Annotated in this window: 14 protein-coding genes; 5 read left to right on the forward strand and 9 right to left on the reverse strand. The window is 69.2% G+C overall.

Annotated features, from left to right (window positions below):
- Positions 1-16: 16 nt before the first annotated feature.
- A complete protein-coding gene (locus EQ874_RS05570) occupies positions 17-1,012 on the forward strand; it encodes an iron-siderophore ABC transporter substrate-binding protein (protein ID WP_129976163.1) in 996 nt (331 codons plus the stop codon).
- Positions 1,013-1,030: 18 nt separating this feature from the next.
- On the opposite strand, the gene EQ874_RS05575 is transcribed toward EQ874_RS05570, so the two are convergent.
- The 7 genes from EQ874_RS05575 to EQ874_RS05605 all read right to left on the reverse strand — a co-directional run bounded on the left by EQ874_RS05575 (position 1,031) and on the right by EQ874_RS05605 (position 8,177).
- A complete protein-coding gene (locus EQ874_RS05575) occupies positions 1,031-1,777 on the reverse strand; it encodes a succinate dehydrogenase/fumarate reductase iron-sulfur subunit (protein ID WP_016935037.1) in 747 nt (248 codons plus the stop codon).
- A 1-nt stretch (position 1,778) separates the two neighbouring features.
- Complete coding sequence (locus EQ874_RS05580) at positions 1,779-3,695, reverse strand: fumarate reductase/succinate dehydrogenase flavoprotein subunit (RefSeq protein ID WP_064062942.1); 1,917 nt, start codon at positions 3,693-3,695, stop codon at positions 1,779-1,781.
- Between the two features lie 53 nt (positions 3,696-3,748).
- Positions 3,749-4,585, reverse strand: a complete 837-nt coding sequence (locus EQ874_RS05585) for a hypothetical protein (protein WP_064062941.1) — start codon at positions 4,583-4,585, stop codon at positions 3,749-3,751.
- Complete coding sequence (locus tag EQ874_RS05590) at positions 4,582-4,869, reverse strand: hypothetical protein (protein ID WP_026003506.1); 288 nt, start codon at positions 4,867-4,869, stop codon at positions 4,582-4,584. The genes EQ874_RS05585 and EQ874_RS05590 overlap by 4 nt, the downstream gene beginning before the upstream one ends.
- A 76-nt stretch (positions 4,870-4,945) precedes the next feature.
- The gene (gene bioD, locus EQ874_RS05595) at positions 4,946-5,659 is read right to left on the reverse strand and encodes a dethiobiotin synthase (RefSeq protein ID WP_064062940.1); all 714 of its coding nucleotides are present in this window, start codon (positions 5,657-5,659) and stop codon (positions 4,946-4,948) included.
- Positions 5,656-6,795 carry an 8-amino-7-oxononanoate synthase gene (locus tag EQ874_RS05600; protein WP_129976165.1) on the reverse strand — a complete coding sequence of 380 codons (1,140 nt, stop codon included), beginning with the start codon at positions 6,793-6,795 and terminating at the stop codon, positions 5,656-5,658. Before EQ874_RS05600 ends, bioD begins: the two co-directional genes overlap by 4 nt.
- 92 nt (positions 6,796-6,887) lie before the next feature.
- Positions 6,888-8,177 carry an adenosylmethionine--8-amino-7-oxononanoate transaminase gene (locus tag EQ874_RS05605; protein WP_129976167.1) on the reverse strand — a complete coding sequence of 430 codons (1,290 nt, stop codon included), beginning with the start codon at positions 8,175-8,177 and terminating at the stop codon, positions 6,888-6,890.
- Positions 8,178-8,327: 150 nt separating this feature from the next.
- Between EQ874_RS05605 and EQ874_RS05610 the strand changes: the two genes are divergently transcribed.
- From EQ874_RS05610 to treY, 3 genes are read left to right on the forward strand one after another with little or no spacing between them, the layout of a single operon-like run.
- A complete protein-coding gene (locus EQ874_RS05610; RefSeq protein WP_129976169.1) occupies positions 8,328-10,406 on the forward strand; it encodes an acyltransferase family protein in 2,079 nt (692 codons plus the stop codon).
- 47 nt (positions 10,407-10,453) lie between these two features.
- Positions 10,454-12,727, forward strand: a complete 2,274-nt coding sequence (glgX, locus tag EQ874_RS05615; protein ID WP_064062936.1) for a glycogen debranching protein GlgX — start codon at positions 10,454-10,456, stop codon at positions 12,725-12,727.
- Positions 12,724-15,126 (forward strand): malto-oligosyltrehalose synthase, encoded by a 2,403-nt coding sequence (gene treY, locus EQ874_RS05620; protein ID WP_129976171.1) that lies wholly within the window; start codon positions 12,724-12,726, stop codon positions 15,124-15,126. The genes glgX and treY overlap by 4 nt, the downstream gene beginning before the upstream one ends.
- A gap of 150 nt (positions 15,127-15,276) precedes the next feature.
- On the opposite strand, the gene EQ874_RS05625 is transcribed toward treY, so the two are convergent.
- Entirely contained in the window at positions 15,277-15,762 is a 486-nt protein-coding gene (locus EQ874_RS05625; RefSeq protein WP_129976173.1) for a TIGR00725 family protein, read from the reverse strand.
- Between the two features lie 161 nt (positions 15,763-15,923).
- Here EQ874_RS05625 and EQ874_RS05630 point away from each other — a divergent pair, with 161 nt between their 5' ends.
- On the forward strand, positions 15,924-16,337 hold the full coding sequence (locus tag EQ874_RS05630) for a YchJ family metal-binding protein (protein WP_129976175.1): 414 nt from the start codon (positions 15,924-15,926) through the stop codon (positions 16,335-16,337).
- A 39-nt stretch (positions 16,338-16,376) separates the two neighbouring features.
- On the opposite strand, the gene EQ874_RS05635 is transcribed toward EQ874_RS05630, so the two are convergent.
- Positions 16,377-17,045, reverse strand: coding sequence for a TetR/AcrR family transcriptional regulator (locus EQ874_RS05635; RefSeq protein WP_129976177.1), 669 nt, complete (start codon positions 17,043-17,045; stop codon positions 16,377-16,379).
- Between the last annotated feature and the right edge of the window lie 21 nt (positions 17,046-17,066).

Here is a 17,066-nt window from a genome sequence, read left to right on the forward strand (position 1 = left end):
CAGACTCGAGGCCCCGATGACACGCCGATCCGCCGCGCTGCTCCGTTCCGCCGCCCTGTTCACGGCCACCGCGATCGCGCTGACCGCGTGCGGATCGTCCGACACGGAGACGGAGTCCGGCTCGGCCGCGTCCGACGGCGCCTTCCCCGTCACCGTCGACACGAAATTCGGGGAGGTCACCGTCGAGTCCGCCCCCGAGCGTGTCGCGGCTCTGGGCTGGGGCGACGCGGAAACCGCACTGGCACTCGGTGTTCGGCCGGTGGCCGCGAGCGACTGGCTCGACTTCGGTGGCGACGGCGTCGGGCCGTGGGCGCAGGGGCTGTACGACTCGCCGCCGGAGCTCATCGGCACGATCGAGCCGTCCTTCGAGCTGCTCGCGGCACAGGATCCCGATCTGATCCTCGACACCAAGAGCTCCGGTGAGCCGGCCCGCTACGAGACGCTCTCGGGGATCGCCCCGACCGTCGCCGGCCCGGAAGGCAGCGACGCCTACCTCACGTCGCTCGACGACCAGGTGACCACCGTGGCAGCGGCTCTCGGCGTCCCGGACAAGGGTGCCGAGTTGCTGTCGCAGATCGATGCGGATTTCGAGCAGGCCGCGGCCGACAATCCCGAGTTCGCGGGCAGGACCGTCACCGTCGCCTCGTACACGTCGGAGGGGTGGGGCGCCTACGTCGTCGGCGATTCGCGCGTGGACTTCATGACCGAACTCGGCTTCGTGAACAATCCGCAGGTGCAGGCCGCGGCGTCGGACGACTTCTTCATCACCGTCTCCGACGAGAACCTGAACCTGCTCGATGCGGATCTACTGATCGTGCTGCCGATCTACGTACCGGCGGCGGAGGTGACCGACAATCCGGTCTTCCGGCAGATCCCGGCGGTGCGCGACGGCCGGTTCCTCGTGCTCGACAGTGATTCCGACATCTCTGCGGCGTTCTCGACGAACTCGGTGCTGTCGGTGCCGTTCGCGCTCGACGAGCTGGTTCCGCTGGTCGCCGAACGCGTGAACTGAGCCCTCTCTGCTTGTGACTCAGCGCCGGAACAGCTTGTTGCCGAGCCAGACGATCGGGTCGTAGCGGCGGCCGGCGACGCGTTCCTTCATCGGGATCAGCGCGTTGTCGGTGATGTGGATGTTCTCCGGGCACACCTCGGTGCAGCACTTGGTGATGTTGCACATGCCCAGGCCGTGCTCGTCCTGCGCCACGTCGCGCCGATCGGCGACGTCGAGCGGGTGCATCTCGAGTTCCGCGATGCGCATGAGATAGCGGGGACCGGCGAAGGCCTCCTTGTTCTCCTCGTGGTCGCGCACCACGTGGCAGACGTTCTGGCACAGATAGCATTCGATGCACTTGCGGAACTCCTGAGAGCGCTGCACATCGACCTGCTGCATCCGGTACTCCCCCGGCGCGAGATCCGGGGGCGGCGCGAAGGCCGGTATCTCGCGTGCCTTCCGGTAGTTGAACGAGACGTCGGTGACGAGATCGCGGATGATCGGGAAGGTGCGCATCGGCGTCACCGTGACGGTCGCGTCGGGATCGAACAGCGACATGCGGGTCATGCACGTCAGGCGCGGGCGGCCGTCGACCTCCGCCGAGCAGGATCCGCACTTGCCCGCCTTGCAGTTCCAGCGCACGGCGAGATCCGGTGCCTGGGTGGCCTGCAGGCGGTGCAGGATGTCGAGGACGACCTCACCCTCGTTGACCTCGACGGTGTAGTCGCGCAACTGTCCACCGTCGGCGTCGCCCCGCCAGATCCTGAACGCCGCCCGATATCCCATCTCAACCCCTCCGTCCGGGATGATCCGCGAGTTCCTCGTCGGTGTAGTACTTGCCGAGTTCGTCGATGTCGAACAGTTCCAGCAGGTCGGGGCGCATCGGCTCCTGCCGCTCGGCGGTGACCGAGACGTCCGGGACGAACGGGTCGCCCCCGTCGAGGCGGCAGGTGAGCAGTGTGCGACGCCACTGCGCATCCATCGACGGATAGTCGTCGCGGGTGTGCCCTCCGCGACTCTCGGTGCGCTGCAACGCAGCTCGTGCGACGCATTCGCACACGAGCAGCATGTTCCGCAGGTCCAGGGCGAGATGCCAGCCCGGGTTGAACTGGCGGTGTCCCTCCACTGCGACGTTTCGGATCCGGGACCGTAGCCCGTCGAGTTCGGCGAGCGCGCGTTCGACCTCGTCCGCGCGGCGGATGATGCCCACGAGATCCTGCATGACCTGCTGCAGATCGGTGTGCAGGGTGTACGGGTTCTCGGCGCGGTCGGCCTCGGCCGGATCGAAGGGAGCGAGTGCCGCGCGTGCCGCGGCGTCGACGTCGGCTTCGATCACGGCCGGTCGCGTCGTCAGGCCCTGGACGTAGTCGGCCGCGCCGATACCGGCCCGGCGGCCGAAGACCAGCAGGTCCGACAGCGAATTTCCGCCCAGGCGGTTCGACCCGTGCATCCCGCCCGAGCACTCCCCGGCCGCGAACAGTCCCGGCACGGAGGCCGCGCCGGTGTCGGGGTCGACCTCGATTCCACCCATCACGTAGTGGCAGGTCGGGCCGACCTCCATCGCTTCGGCAGTGATGTCGACGTCGGCGAGTTCCTTGAACTGGTGGTGCATCGACGGCAGCCGCCGCATGATCTCGGCGGCCGGCATCCGCGAGGCGATGTCGAGGAAGACTCCGCCGTGCGGGGTGCCGCGGCCCTCCTTGACCTCCGAATTGATGGCGCGGGCCACTTCGTCGCGCGGGAGCAGATCGGGGGTACGGCGATTGTTCTCCTGATCGTCGTACCAGCGGTCGGCCTCCTCCTCGGTTTCGGCGTACTGGCCTTTGAACACCGGAGGGATGTAGGAGAACATGAACCGCTCCCCCTCGGAGTTCTTCAGCACCCCGCCGTCGCCGCGGACGCCCTCCGTGACGAGGATGCCCTTGACGCTGGGCGGCCAGATCATCCCGGTGGGGTGGAACTGGACGAACTCCATGTTGATCAGGGCGGCACCGGCGCGCAGGGCGAGCGCATGACCGTCGCCCGTGTACTCCCACGAGTTCGACGTCACCTTCCACGACTTGCCGATGCCGCCGGTGGCGATGACGACGGCGGGCGCCTCGAACAACACGAATCGCCCGGTCTCACGCCAGTATCCGAACGCTCCGGCGATGCGACCCTCCGCGTCCTTCACCAGTTCGGTGATGGTGCATTCGGCGAAGACCCGCACCCGCGCCTCGTAATCCCCGTGTTCGGCGTGGTCCTCCTGCTGCAGCGACACTATCTTCTGCTGCATCGTGCGGATGAGTTCGAGTCCGGTGCGATCGCCGACGTGGGCGAGTCGTGGATAGGTGTGGCCACCGAAATTGCGCTGGCTGATCCGTCCGTCGGGTGTCCGGTCGAACAGCGCTCCGTAGGTTTCCAGTTCCCACACCCGGTCGGGCGCTTCGCGCGCGTGCAGTTCGGCCATCCGCCAGTTGTTGAGAAACTTGCCGCCGCGCATCGTGTCCTGGAAGTGGATCTGCCAGGAGTCGCGGGGATTGGCGTTGCCCATCGCGGCGGCGCACCCGCCTTCGGCCATCACGGTGTGGGCCTTACCGAACAGCGACTTGCACACCACGGCGACGGAGAAACCGCGTTGCCGCGCCTCGATGACCGCGCGGAGTCCGGCGCCACCCGCTCCGATCACCACGACGTCGACCTTGTGCCGTTCGACATCCACCATCTGAGCTTCCCCTCTTCCGGTCGCCTGCCCTTCCGCCGTACTGCTCGGGTCCGTCAGCCGACGAACCGGAGATCCGTGATGGTCTCGCTCGCCACGAGCATGATGTAGAAGTCCGTGAGGATCAGGGTGCCCAGCGTGATCCACGCGAACTGCATGTGCCTGACGTTGAGCCTCGACAGGAACGTCCAGATCCTGTACCGCACAGGATGTTTCGAAAAGTGCCGCAGCCGCCCTCCGGTGACGTGCCGACACGAATGGCACGAGAGCGTGTATCCCCAGAGCAGTATCACGTTGATCAGCAGGATGAGGTTGCCGAGCCCGATGCCGAATCCGCTCGGACTACGGAAGGCCGCGATCATGTCGTAGGTGTTGATCAGTGACACCACGAAACCGGCGTAGAAGAAGTAGCGGTGCGAGTTCTGCAGGATCAGCGGCAACCGCGTTTCGCCGGTGTAGCGCCGGTGGGGTTCGGCCACCGCGCACGCGGGCGGCGACAACCAGAACGAGCGGTAGTAGGCCTTGCGGTAGTAATAGCAGGTCAGTCGGAAACCGAGGAGAAGCGGGAGCGACAGGAACGCGAGCGGAATCCACATCGGGAGTTCGCCGACCCACGTTCCGAAATGGCGGGCACCGTCCACGCAGGACGCGCTCACGCACGGAGAGTAGAACGGCGTCAGATAGTGGTAGTCCTCGACGTAGTAGGCGCTGCGCACGAACGAGCGGATCGTCGCGTACACCACGAACACACCGAGGCCGAGCACGGTGAGTGCGGGGGTCTGCCACCAGCGGTCGTTCCGCAGCGTACGTGCGGCGATCCGTGCGCGGCCCGCGGAGCGCACGCCGGTCGCGGGCGTGCCGCGGGCCGCCGGTGACGCCTCGGACGTGCTCACCGCGAGCCGTGCAGCCCGCCGAGACCTTCGTCGTCCGTATCCGTTCCGCGGAACAACGAGTCGTCGTACGGCGTGTCGGGGATCGGGATGCGTTCACCGAGACTGTTGACGGCCTCGCGTGGAGGATGTTCGGCGAAGTCGCGTATGTCGATGTCGAGGCGTTCGAGGTCGTTCGCCAGCCTCCGGACGGGGGCTGCGTCCCCGTAGCGCGATCGTAGTGATCCGAGGCAGTGGCGCAGGTGGGCGGCGGTGCGCTGGAGTTCCTGCACTTCGCTGGTGGACATCCGTACCTCCGGGCCGAGCGGTCGGCATGTCGCGCCGGCCGACACGATGGGACAGGCCGTTGCAGTGTGGCATCCATCACAGTACAGCGGAAGCTTCGCTCGCATGCCGTTTCGTCCGGAGCGGCGGCGCCAGCCACTCGGAGGCCCGGACAGCGAAGCGGGCCGCGTCGATCGCCCCGCTGCCGGCCGGGATCCTGCCGACCACGGGGACGCCGGTGACGGCCGGGAGGTCGTCGAGATTGCACTGCTCCGCCAGATCCGGTGCTGCGGGCCAGGATCCGATGATCACTCCCGGACAGGCGATCCCCGCCGCGCGGAGTGCGGCCACGGTGAGCGCCGTGTGGTTGAGCGTGCCCAGCCCTGCCGCCGCGACGACCACCGCGGGTGCGCCCAGCGCCGCAGCGACGTCGGCGAGAGTGAAGCCCCCGGCGCCGAGGCGGACGAGCAGGCCGCCGGCGCCTTCGACGAGGGTGAGGTCGTATCCGGCGTCGAGACTCCGGACGGCGTCGACGACCTCGTCGAGGTCGAGCAACCGGCGTCCACTGCGCCGCGCGGCGGTATCGGGTGCGAGCGGGTCGGGGTACCGAGCGAGTTCGACGAGGTGGACGGAGCCCCCGACCAGCCGGCGGACTTCCTGCAGGTCGCCCGGGCCGTCGTCCGCCACTCCGGTCTGGGCGGGCTTGCACACCGCGACCCGCAGCCCCGCCGCCACGGCGCTCGCGGCCAGCGCGGCGGTCGCGACGGTCTTTCCCACATCGGTCGACGTACCGGTGACGACGAGGATGCTCACGCGCGGGCCCCCGCGAGGACATCGGTGAGCACCTCGTCGACGAGTGCGCGTTCGTCGGTGGTGAGGTTCGCGCGGGCGGTCAGCCGCAGCCGCGAGGTGCCGGCCGGTACCGACGGCGGCCGGAAGCAGCCGACATGCACACCGCGTTCGCGGCACTGCGCAGCAGCATCGGCGGCGACATGCGGGTCGCCGAGGATCACCGACACCACCGCGGACGGCGGTGCGTCGACGCCTGTGACGCGCGCGAGGTGCGCGGCCTGCTCGAGTACGGCCGCGGCACGGGCGGGTTCGGCGCGCAACACCTTCAACGCTCCCCGGGCGGCACCGACCGCGGCCGGTGCCAGGCCGGTGTCGAAGATGAACGTTCGGGCGGTGTCCACGAGGTGTTCGCGCACACGCCGGTCGGCCAGCACCACTCCTCCTTGGGACGCAAGGGATTTCGACAGCGTCGCGGTGACGACCACGTCGGGTTCGCCGGCGAGACCCATTTCGTGGACGAGTCCGCGGCCCCCCGCGCCGCGGACTCCCACCCCGTGGGCCTCGTCGACGAGGAGCAACGCGTCGTGCGAGCGGCAGATGCGGTGCAGCCGCCGCAACGGGGCGAGGTCTCCGTCGGTACTGAACACCGAGTCGGTCAGGACGAGCGCGCGCGCCTCGGCGCGGGTCGCGAGGGCGTGCGCGACCGCGTCGACGTCGTTGTGAGGAGTGACGACGATTCTCGAGCGGGACAGCCGGCACGCGTCGACGAGCGACGCGTGCCCCCCGGCGTCGGAGACGATCAGCGCGTCCTTGCCGCCGAGGGCGGCGACGGCACCGAGATTCGCGGCGTATCCGCTCGAGAACACCAGACCGCTGTCCGCCCCGACGAAGTCGGCGAGTTCGCGTTCGAGCAGTTCGTGTTCGGCGGTGGTGCCGGTGACCAGCCGCGATCCGGTGGCACCGGCTCCCCAGCGCCGCAGTGCGGCGGTGGCCCCCGCGAGGACCTCCGGATGGCGGGACAGACCGAGATAGTCGTTGGACGCGAGGTCGACGACGGCCGAGCCGGGGGTTCGGACGACGGGTTCCCGGTGCAGACCCGCTGCGCGTCGCGCCGCCGCGGTGTCGTCGAGCCACGCCAGGGCGGGATGTGCGGTCATGAACGGTAACCATACTTGAACGCTGTTCAAGTCGGCGCGCCGGCCCGCGTCGATGCCGCGTCGAACGTCCCGCGGCATGCCCCCGCGGCGGCTTACCCGACCTGGGCGCCCGCCGCGGCGATCATCCCCGACGTGATCTCCGCGACGTCGGCGGTGGAGCACACGTAAGGAGGCATGGCGTAGACGAGATTGCGGAACGGACGAAGCCACACACCGGCCGCGACCGTCGCGTCGGTCGCCGCACGCATGTCCACCGGCTCGGTGAGTTCGATCACACCGATACCCCCGAGTACCCGAACATCCGTGACCCCCGGCAGCTCGCGGGCCGGGGCGAGCCCCTCCGTCAGGCCCGCGTTCAGTGCCCCCACCTCGGCGCGCCAGTCGCGGGAGAGCAGCAATTCGACGGCCGCGACCGCGACGGCGCACGCGAGCGGGTTGCCCATGAAGGTCGGGCCGTGCATCACGCCGCCGCCCTCGCCGGCGCTGATCGCTTCGGCGACGGCCCGGGTGCACAGCGTCGCGGCGAGTGTCATGTACCCGCCGGTGAGCGCCTTGCCCACGCACATCACGTCCGGGCTCACCTGCGCGTGGTCGGCCGCGAACAGTTCCCCGGTGCGCCCGAAACCGGTCGCGATCTCGTCGAAGATCAACACCAGTCCGTGCTCGTCGCACATCCTGCGTAGCTCACGCAGATAGAGCGGGTCGTGGAAGCGCATACCGCCGGCGCCCTGGACGACCGGTTCGACGACGATCGCCGCGAGCTCGTCGGCGTGCTCGAGCAGGACCGCCTCGAACTGCGCGACGTAGCCGGGATCGAAATGCGCCGGTGGGGCGGGAGCGAAGATCTGCCGCGCCAGCATGTCGGTCCACAGCGCATGCATGCCGCCCTCCGGATCGCACACGCTCATCGGGGCGAAGGTGTCGCCGTGGTAGCCGCCCCGCCAGGTGAGCAGACGACGCCGTCCGGGCCTGCCGACAGCGCGCTGGTACTGCACCGCCATCTTCACGGCGACCTCGACCGCCACCGAGCCCGAATCGGCGAGGAAGACCGTGTCGAGACCCTCGGGGGTGATGTCGACGAGCAGTTCCGCGAGCCGCGCGGCGGGCTCGTGGGTGAGGCCGCCGAACATCACGTGACTCATCCGTTCGAGCTGGTCCCGGACCGCGGCGTCGAGAACCGGATGGCGATATCCGTGCACTGCCGCCCACCACGAACTCATCCCGTCGATCAGCTCGCGTCCATCGGCGAGAACGAGCCGGGTACCGTGGGCGCGGTCGACCACGAGCGATTCGGCGGGCGCCGGAAACGCGCCGTAGGGATGCCACAGGTGCCGGCTGTCGAGAGTGCGAATCCGTTCGAGAGAGAGGGAGGAGTTGCTCACGCCCAGACTGTAGGCGGTTGGCCGCCCCCCACCGCAGCCGCGTAGTCTGCCGAGTTGCCGTGAACAACACTCACGGCAATCGTCCGGTGCACCGATCGGCGCCGGGCGGCAGTACAGCCGAACACGCATGACACCGGGGGTATCCGTCACATGTCCGTCCACACCTCGGGACGAGAACTCGAGAGTGCCGCGCGGACGGCGGGCACCCGCCCCGCGCGGCGCGCCGATCTCGACGGACTGCGCGGACTGGCGATCGCGCTCGTGGTGATCTTCCACGTCTGGTTCGGCCGCGTCTCGGGAGGGGTCGACGTCTTCCTGGCACTGTCCGGCTTCTTCTTCGTGGGCTCGCTGCTGCGGACCGCCGAATCCCCGGCGCCGCTCGACCCGCGTCCCGTCCTGCGGAGGATCGGCAGGCGTCTGCTGCCCCCGCTCGTCCTCGTGCTCAGCGCCGTCGCCGTCGCCACGGTCGTGTTGCAGCCGTTCACACAGTGGCTCGCGGTGGCCGACCAGACCGGGGCGTCGCTGCTCTTCGTCCAGAACTGGTACCTCGCCCTCACCGCCAGTGACTATCTGGCCGCGGATCCCATGGTCAGCCCGCTCCAGCACCTGTGGTCGATCGCGGTGCAGGGCCAGTTCTACGTCGCGGCGCTCGTGGTGGTGTTCGGTTTCGCATGGCTGCTGCGCCGGATGTCGATGCCGGTGCGTATCCCGCTGACGGTGCTGCTCACGGCACTCACCGCATCCTCGCTGGCGTACGCGGTGCTGTCCGACCGGGCGCAGTCGTGGCTGTACTACGACAGTGCCGCCCGCGCCTGGGAGTTGACCCTCGGCGGACTGCTCGTGTGCCTGTCACCGTGGCTGCGGGTTCCGCGTGTGCTGCGGATCGTGCTCGGTGGGCTCGCACTCGTCGTGCTGCTCGCGTGCGGTTTCGTCCTCGACGGCAACGCCCTGTTCCCCGGTCCGTGGGCGCTCGTGCCCGTCGGCGCGGCGATGGCTCTCGTCGTGGCGGGAGTCGGCTCCGGTCCCGACCACGACACCCCGTCGGCGCGACTGCTGGCGTCCGCACCGATGGTGCGTCTGGGGGCGATCGCCTACTCGCTGTACCTGTGGCACTGGCCGCTCCTCATCGGCTACCTGATCGTGCGCGGGCACCCGTCGGCCGGTCTCGTGGGCGGGCTCGGTGTGATCGTCCTGTCGCTGTTGCTCGCCGAGGCGTCGACCCGGTGGTTCGAGGAGCCCCTCCGTCGCGTCGCCCCTCCTCGGCCGTCCCGGACGGCCGTGCTCGGTCTCGTGACGGTCGCGGCCGTCGCGCTCGTCGGGGCCGGCAATCTCTGGCACACCTACGTCGACCGCTCGGCCGAGACGGTCGAGCGCACCTCGGCGTTGCCGGCGGAGCTGTATCCGGGCGCCGCCGTCTTCGATCCCGCCGTCTCCACCGAGCCGCAGCCGGTGCAACCACCGCTACTGGTCGCCCATCGCGACCTGCCTCCTGCGACACTCGACAACTGCATCGCCCAGCACACCAATCGCACGCCGTTGACCTGCACCTACGGCGATCCGCTCGCGACGCGCCGCATGGTGCTCGCCGGCGGGTCGCATTCGGAGCACTGGCTCGCCGCGCTCGACGCGCTCGGTATCGAACACGGTTTCCGCCTCGACACCTATCTCAAGGTGGGGTGCCCGTTGTCCGATCCGCTCGCCCCGCTCGTCGAGGAGTCCCCGACGATCGAGTGCGACACGTGGTCGACCGCCGTGCTCGCGGAACTGCGCGCGGATCCGCCCGACTACGTGTTCACCACCTCGACGCGCACCAAGGATCAGGGCGAAGGGCCGGGCGACTTCGTTCCGTTCTGGTACATCGACCTGTGGCAGACGCTCGCCGACTACGGCATCCCGGTGATCGCGATCCGCGACAACCCGTGGCTCTTCCGCGACGATGTCGCGTACCGGGCCGCCGACTGCCTCGCCGGGGGCGGCAACGCCGAGACGTGCGGGGTGCCCCGGGGCGAGGCGCTGGACCCGGTCGACCCGGCCGTCGCCGCCTCCGCGCACCTGCCCACCGTGTCGCTGCTCGACCTGTCCGACCAGTTCTGCCGCCCGGACCTGTGCCGGGCGGTGGAGGGCAACATCCTCATCTACCGCGACGAGAACCACCTCACCACCACCTACGTCCGCACGCTGACGCCCGAGCTCGGCAGACAACTCGGTCCCGCCACCGGCTGGTGGTGACGCGCTCACCCGGTGCCCGGGCCGCCGGAAGACTACTGTTGGCGGGCATGGAGTCCACCGAAGCGAGTGCTACCGACGAGATGCCCGAGACGCTGGAAGTGTGGCCGGGATCCCCGTACCCCCTCGGAGCGACCTACGACGGGGCCGGCACGAATTTCGCGCTGTTCTCCGAGATCGCCGAGAAGGTCGAACTGTGCCTCATCTCACGCGAGGGGACGGAGACCCGCATCCCTCTCGAAGAGGTCGACGGATACGTCTGGCACGCATACCTTCCCACGGTCTCACCCGGCCAGCGCTACGGCTATCGCGTGCACGGCCCGTTCGACCCCGAGAACGGACACCGATGCGATCCGAGCAAACTGCTCCTCGATCCGTACGGGAAGGCATTCGACGGTTCGTTCGACGGCGATCCGTCGCTGTTCTCCTACCCGCTGCCCGGCGCCGAGCCCGAGACCGGCCCGGCCACGGACGAGGCATCGGAGGACACCGACGGCGGCGCCACCGCGCCCGACGACACCGCCGAACCCGAGGCGATCGCGACGGGACGGACCTCCGACGCGGCCGCGGATCTGCCCGCACTGGACTCGCTGGGCCACACCATGACGACGGTGGTGATCAACCCGTTCTTCGACTGGGCGATGGATCGCCAGCCCCGGCGTCCCTACAACGAGACCGTCATCTACGAGGCTCATGTCAAGGGCATGACGGCGACGCACCCGGACGTCCCCGAGCACATGCGGGGCACCTACGCCGGGCTCGCGCATCCGGCGATCATCGACCATCTCCTCGACCTCGGGGTCACCGCGATCGAGCTGATGCCGGTGCACCAGTTCATGCACGACCAGGTGCTGCTCGACCAGGGCCTGCGGAACTACTGGGGGTACAACACCTTCGGGTTCTTCGCGCCGCACGCCGAGTACTCGTCGTCGAACAAGCCGAGCGCGGTGGTCGCCGAGTTCAAGGCGATGGTGCGGACCTTCCACGAGGCCGGCATCGAGGTGATTCTCGACGTGGTCTACAACCACACCGCCGAGGGGAACCATCTCGGTCCCACCATCAGCTTCCGCGGCATCGACAACGCCGCCTACTACCGCCTCGTCGACGACGACAAGGCCTACTACATGGACTACACGGGAACGGGCAACAGCCTCAACGCCCGTCACCCGCACACCCTGCAGCTGATCATGGATTCGCTGCGCTACTGGGTCACCGAGATGCATGTCGACGGTTTCCGCTTCGACCTCGCGTCGACTCTGGCGCGCGAGCTGCACGACGTCGACCGCCTGTCGGCCTTCTTCGATCTCGTCCAGCAGGATCCGGTGGTTTCGCAGGTCAAGCTCATCGCCGAGCCGTGGGACATCGGTGAGGGTGGCTACCAGGTGGGCAATTTCCCCGGTCAGTGGACGGAATGGAACGGCAAGTACCGCGACACGGTCCGCGACTACTGGCGCGGCGAACCGGCCACCCTCGGTGAGTTCGCGTCGCGCCTGACCGGCTCGTCCGATCTGTACGAGGACACCGGCCGCCGCCCCGGCGCGTCGATCAACTTCGTCACCGCCCACGACGGTTTCACCCTCGCGGATCTGGTGTCGTACAACGAGAAGCACAACGACGCCAACGGTGAGGACAATCGCGACGGCGAGTCGCACAACCGGTCGTGGAACTGCGGGGTGGAAGGTCCCACGGACGATCCCGAGGTCCTCGCGCTGCGCGGGCGCCAGCAACGCAACATGCTCGCGACGCTGATCCTGTCCCAGGGCACGCCGATGCTCGCCCACGGCGACGAGTTCGGTCGCACCCAGCAGGGCAACAACAACGTGTACTGCCAGGACAACGAACTGTCGTGGGTGGACTGGTCGCTCGCCGAGTCCAACGCCGAACTGCTCGCGTTCACCCGCCATGTGATCGCGCTGCGGACCGAGCACCCGGTGTTCCGGCGGCGCAGGTTCTTCGAGGGCCGGCCCATCCGCAGCGGTGATCAGTCCCGCGACATCGCGTGGCGCACCCCGGCCGGCGACGAGATGATGCCGGAGGACTGGGACAGCGGCTTCGGCAAGTCCCTCGCGGTCTTCCTCAACGGCGAAGGCATCCCCGAGCCCGATCAGCGGGGGCAGCGCGTCGTCGACGACTCGTTCCTGATGTGCTTCAACGCCCATCACGAACCGATCGAGTTCGTCACCCCCGACGGCCCGCACGCCGAGGAGTGGACGGTCGCGCTCGACACCGACGTCCCCGACGGTCTGCGGGAGGAGACGGTCGTCGCCGGTAAACCGGTGCGGGTGCAGGCGCGTTCGGTGCTGGTGCTCCGGAGAACCCGGTGACCTCGGACGTTACGGAGTCGGCAGGTGTGAGCGGCGGTGGCGCGGGGAACCCTGCGTCGGTGCTGTCCACCTACCGACTCCAGATGCGCGGCGACGAGTGCACCTTCGCCGACGCCGTCGCCGTGCTCGACTACCTCGACGCCCTCGGGGTCTCGCACGTCTACCTCTCCCCCGTCCTCAGCGCGACGATCGGGTCCACCCACGGTTACGACGTGGTCGATCCCGGCACGGTCTCCGAGTCGCTCGGGGGCCGCGAGGGGCTGGAGCGGTTGTCGCGGGAGGCGCGCGCGCGGGGCATGGGACTGGTCGTCGACATCGTCCCCAACCATGTCGGTGTGAGCGACCCGCGCCAGAACGCCTGGTGGTGGGACGTCCTGAAACACGGGTCCGGGTCCCGGTACGCGTCCTTCTTCGATCTCGACCTCGCCGACGACAACGGCGCGGACGGACGGATCGCCCTGCCGGTGCTCGGGTCCGACGACGACGTCCGTGACCTGACCGTCGACCGTTCCGGCGACGAACCTCTGCTCGCCTACTACGACAAGAGATTTCCCATCGCCCCCGGAACCGACGCCGGCACCGGCGAGGAGGTCCACGCGCGACAGGCCTACCGTCTCGTGGCGTGGAACTCGGGGCTGATCGGATATCGCCGCTTCTTCACCGTCGACGATCTCGCCGCCGTGCGGGTGGAGGATCCGGAGGTGTTCGACGCGACGCACGAACAGGTCGCGTCGTGGATCGCCGACGATCTCGTCGACGGGATCCGCGTCGACCATCCGGACGGTCTCGCCGATCCCGCCGGCTATCTCGCGCGTCTGCGCGAGGTGATCGGCCCCGAGCGGTGGCTCGTGATCGAGAAGATCCTCGGCGACGCCGAGCCGTTGGACGCCACCCTGCCGGTGGACGGCACCACCGGCTACGACGCGCTCGGGGAACTGTCGGCGGTCTTCGTCGATCCGTCCGGCGAGCCGGAACTGAACGCCTTGTCGCGCAGGTTCACCGGCGCAGAGGGCGACGTATCGTGGCTGCACGCACGCGAACACGACCTCAAGCGGTCGGTGCTCGGGAACGGGCTCGCACCGGAGGTACGCCGGCTCGTGCGGGCGATCCGGCGTGAGACCGGCGACACCGAATGCGACGACGGGACGCTGCACGAGGCCGTGATCGCCGTCGCCGCACAGCTTCCCGTCTATCGTGCCGATTACGCGCCGCTCGCGACCCTGGTGCCGCGCATCGTCGGCGATCTCGCCCGTTCGCACCCCTCGCTCGGTCCCGCGCTCGCGGTGTTCGCCCGGGCGATGGCCTTCGGGGACGAATCCGCGACCCGCTTCGGCCAGGTGTGCGGGGCCGCGACCGCCAAGGCGGTCGAGGACTGCTTGTTCTACCGTGCGGTGCGGCTGATCTCGCTGCAGGAGGTGGGCGGGCAACCCGGCCGTTTCTCCGTCTCCCCGGCCGAATTCCACCTTGCATGGACCCAGCGGGCTCGGCACTGGTCGCGAGCGATGACCACTCTGTCGACCCACGACACCAAGCGCAGCGAGGACGTTCGGGCGAGGATCGGTGTGCTCTCGCAGGTCGCCGACGAGTGGTCGCGGCGGCTCGGGTCGTGGAACGACCGTGCGCCCGCGCCGGATCCGGCGATCGGACTGTTCCTGTGGCAGACCCTGTTCGGGGTGTGGCCACTCGACGGAGTGGTGACCGCCGAACTGCGCGACCGGGTTCACGCCTACGCACAGAAGGCGCTGCGGGAGAACGGGACCCGATCCACGTGGACCGAGGTCGACGAGGAGTTCGAGGCCGCCGTGGACGGCTGGCTGGACGCGATCTTCGACGGACCCGTCGCGGGCGAGCTGACCTCGTTCGTCGCGGAGGTCGAACCGCACGTCGCGGCCGTCTCGTGCGGCCAGAAGTTGCTGCAGCTGCTGGGTCCGGGTGTACCCGACGTCTATCAGGGCACCGAACTGTGGGACGACTCGCTCGTCGACCCGGACAATCGGCGGCCGGTGGACTTCGACGCCCGACGGCGACTGCTCGACGCCCCCGATTCGGCCCCGGCGAAGTTCACGCTCGTGCGCACGGCGCTCCGGTTGCGCCGCGAACGTCCGGAGAGCTTCGTCGGCGGGGCCTACGTGCCGATACTCGCCACCGGCCCGGCCGCCGAGCATCTTCTCGCGTTCGGCCGTGGTCCCGCACCGGACGATCTCGACGTGCTCGCGGTGTCCGCTCGCCACACCGTGGCGCTGTCGCGTTCCGGATGGAAGGACACGGCTCTTCACCTGCCGGACGGCGAATGGTCGGATGCCCTGACCGGACGCACCTTCACCGGGCCGGTCCGGATCGTCGATCTGCTCGATCCCCTGCCGGTGGCAGCGCTCGTGCGGGTTCGGAATTCCGGATAGAGGTGCCGTTCAGGGTTCGAGGGCGTCGCGCGCGTCTTCTTCGGCCTGGCACCGGCGGGTCCGCCGCCGGTTCCAGGCGAACCCGCCGACGGTACGAACCCGCCGACGCCGACTCGTGGATTCGCGCCCCTCGTCGTGTCCACGGTCGGATCACACCGGATCCTTACGCCACAACAGTGCGTGCAGGCACTCGACGGCCTCGGCGGGCGACTCGACGTCGAGCACTCCCGCAGCGGGCATCTTCCAGCCCCCGATGGCGACGACCGGAACGCCGATCCGGACCGCGAGCGCGATCTCACTCATCGTGCCCCAGCTGCCGCCCACCGCGATCAACGCGTCGCTGCTGCGCACGAGCAGCGCGTTGCGCATCTCTCCGAGACCGGTGGGAACGGCCACCGTCAGATAGGGATTACCCTCGGCACGGTCGTCCCCGGGTAGCAGACCGAGGGTCGTCCCGCCGGCTTCCACAGCGCCGCGACAGGCCGCCGCCATCACCCCACCCAGGCCGCCGGTGACCACGACGGCCCGGCGGCCGGCAAGGAGCCCCCCGACCTGCCGGGCGATACGTCGCTGTTCGGGCGTGGCTTCACCCGGACCCACGACCCCGACATAGCGCTGCGCGTTCATGTTCGGCATTGTGCATCATGGAACGCTCCGGAGCGCGCGGTCCGAGAACATCATTCGCGATCCGGCATCGGTCGCTCCCCACACCACCGCGCTCGTCGCCGGCAGTGGCGATCCTCCGCAGTCACCGCCCCGAGGCCGGCCGAGCGACCGGCTGGGGGGACACTGTGGCCATGAGCAGAGCCGAGCGCCGAGCCGATACCCGCCCGGATTCCCCGTGCCCGTGCGGTCGCGGGGTACCCCTGTCCGAATGCTGTGGGCCACTGCTGGCCGGCGCGAACGCCCCGACCGCGGAGCGGCTGATGCGTTCGCGGTACACGGCATTCACGGTGGGCGATGCGGCGCACCTGATGCGGACCTGGCATCCGACCACGCGTCCGCGCTCGATCGAGTTCGACCCCGAGCAGCGTTGGACGGGGCTCGAGATAGTGCACACCACCGGTGGCGGATTCCTGCACACCACCGGCAGGGTGGACTTCCGCGCGCACTGGACGACGTCCGGCGTGCCCGACTCCATGCGCGAACACAGCCGGTTCGTGCGGGAGAACGGCGAGTGGCTCTACCTCGACGATCACGGCGACGACTGAATCGAGTCCGTCACGGTGCGATCGGGCAGAGCACCGACGTCACGGCGCGGGTGTGCGCAGCAACGTCGTGCGGAGGGTGCCGGAGAGCCATCGCCGGTACCGATCGACATCCCATCCGCACTCGCGTCGCAGCAGGGCGTGTACCTGCGGGGAACTCAGGGTGAACAGGACGTCGGCGGCGTGTTCGACGGTGACGTCCTCACGCAGCCAGCCGGCGTGTTCGAGCCCTTCGGCGAGGGTACGGGCGTTCTCGGCCGTCGCCTTCGCGTCGTCCGCCGCGAATCGACGCATGTCGGGGTCGGCCCCCGACGATTCCACGGAGGTCATGAGCAGCCCACCCGCACGTTCGAGCATCGCGGTGCCGTAGCGGACCAGCTGCTCGACCACCAGATCCACGTGCGAGACCGTGCCGCTTCCCTTGTGGGGTTCCGGATCCGATGTGGCCGCCCGCGGGTCGCCGTCGCCGGCCACCGCGTGGTCGAGTGCCTCGCGGAAGATCTCCGCCTTGCCGCCGGGGAAGGCGGTGAACACGGTCCGTACGGCGACACCTGCTTCGTCCGCGATGTTCTTGACGGTGGTGCTGACGTAGCCGTCGCGGACGAACAGGCGCGCCGCGGCGTCGCGGATCGTCTCGCGGGTACGACGCGCCGACTGCTCCCGCAACGGTGAGATGTACCGTCGGCGGGCTCGCTCGGGATTCGGGTTCACTTCCACAGTATCGAGTGCATT

The sequence above is a fragment of the Rhodococcus sp. Q1 genome, from assembly GCF_004153645.1.
Taxonomy (GTDB): domain Bacteria; phylum Actinomycetota; class Actinomycetes; order Mycobacteriales; family Mycobacteriaceae; genus Rhodococcus; species Rhodococcus gordoniae.

Bases quoted from the DNA above. Each gene is read 5' to 3' on its own strand.
- EQ874_RS05575 (WP_016935037.1), bottom strand. From the start codon at position 1,777: ATGGGATATCGGGCGGCGTTCAGGATCTGGCGGGGCGACGCCGACGGT.
- EQ874_RS05580 (WP_064062942.1), bottom strand. From the start codon at position 3,695: ATGGTGGATGTCGAACGGCACAAGGTCGACGTCGTGGTGATCGGAGCG.
- EQ874_RS05590 (WP_026003506.1), bottom strand. From the start codon at position 4,869: ATGTCCACCAGCGAAGTGCAGGAACTCCAGCGCACCGCCGCCCACCTG.
- EQ874_RS05630 (WP_129976175.1), top strand. From the start codon at position 15,924: ATGAGCAGAGCCGAGCGCCGAGCCGATACCCGCCCGGATTCCCCGTGC.
- EQ874_RS05625 (WP_129976173.1), bottom strand. From the start codon at position 15,762: ATGCCGAACATGAACGCGCAGCGCTATGTCGGGGTCGTGGGTCCGGGT.
- EQ874_RS05600 (WP_129976165.1), bottom strand. From the start codon at position 6,795: ATGACCGCACATCCCGCCCTGGCGTGGCTCGACGACACCGCGGCGGCG.
- EQ874_RS05610 (WP_129976169.1), top strand. From the start codon at position 8,328: ATGTCCGTCCACACCTCGGGACGAGAACTCGAGAGTGCCGCGCGGACG.
- glgX (WP_064062936.1), top strand. From the start codon at position 10,454: ATGGAGTCCACCGAAGCGAGTGCTACCGACGAGATGCCCGAGACGCTG.
- EQ874_RS05570 (WP_129976163.1), top strand. From the start codon at position 17: ATGACACGCCGATCCGCCGCGCTGCTCCGTTCCGCCGCCCTGTTCACG.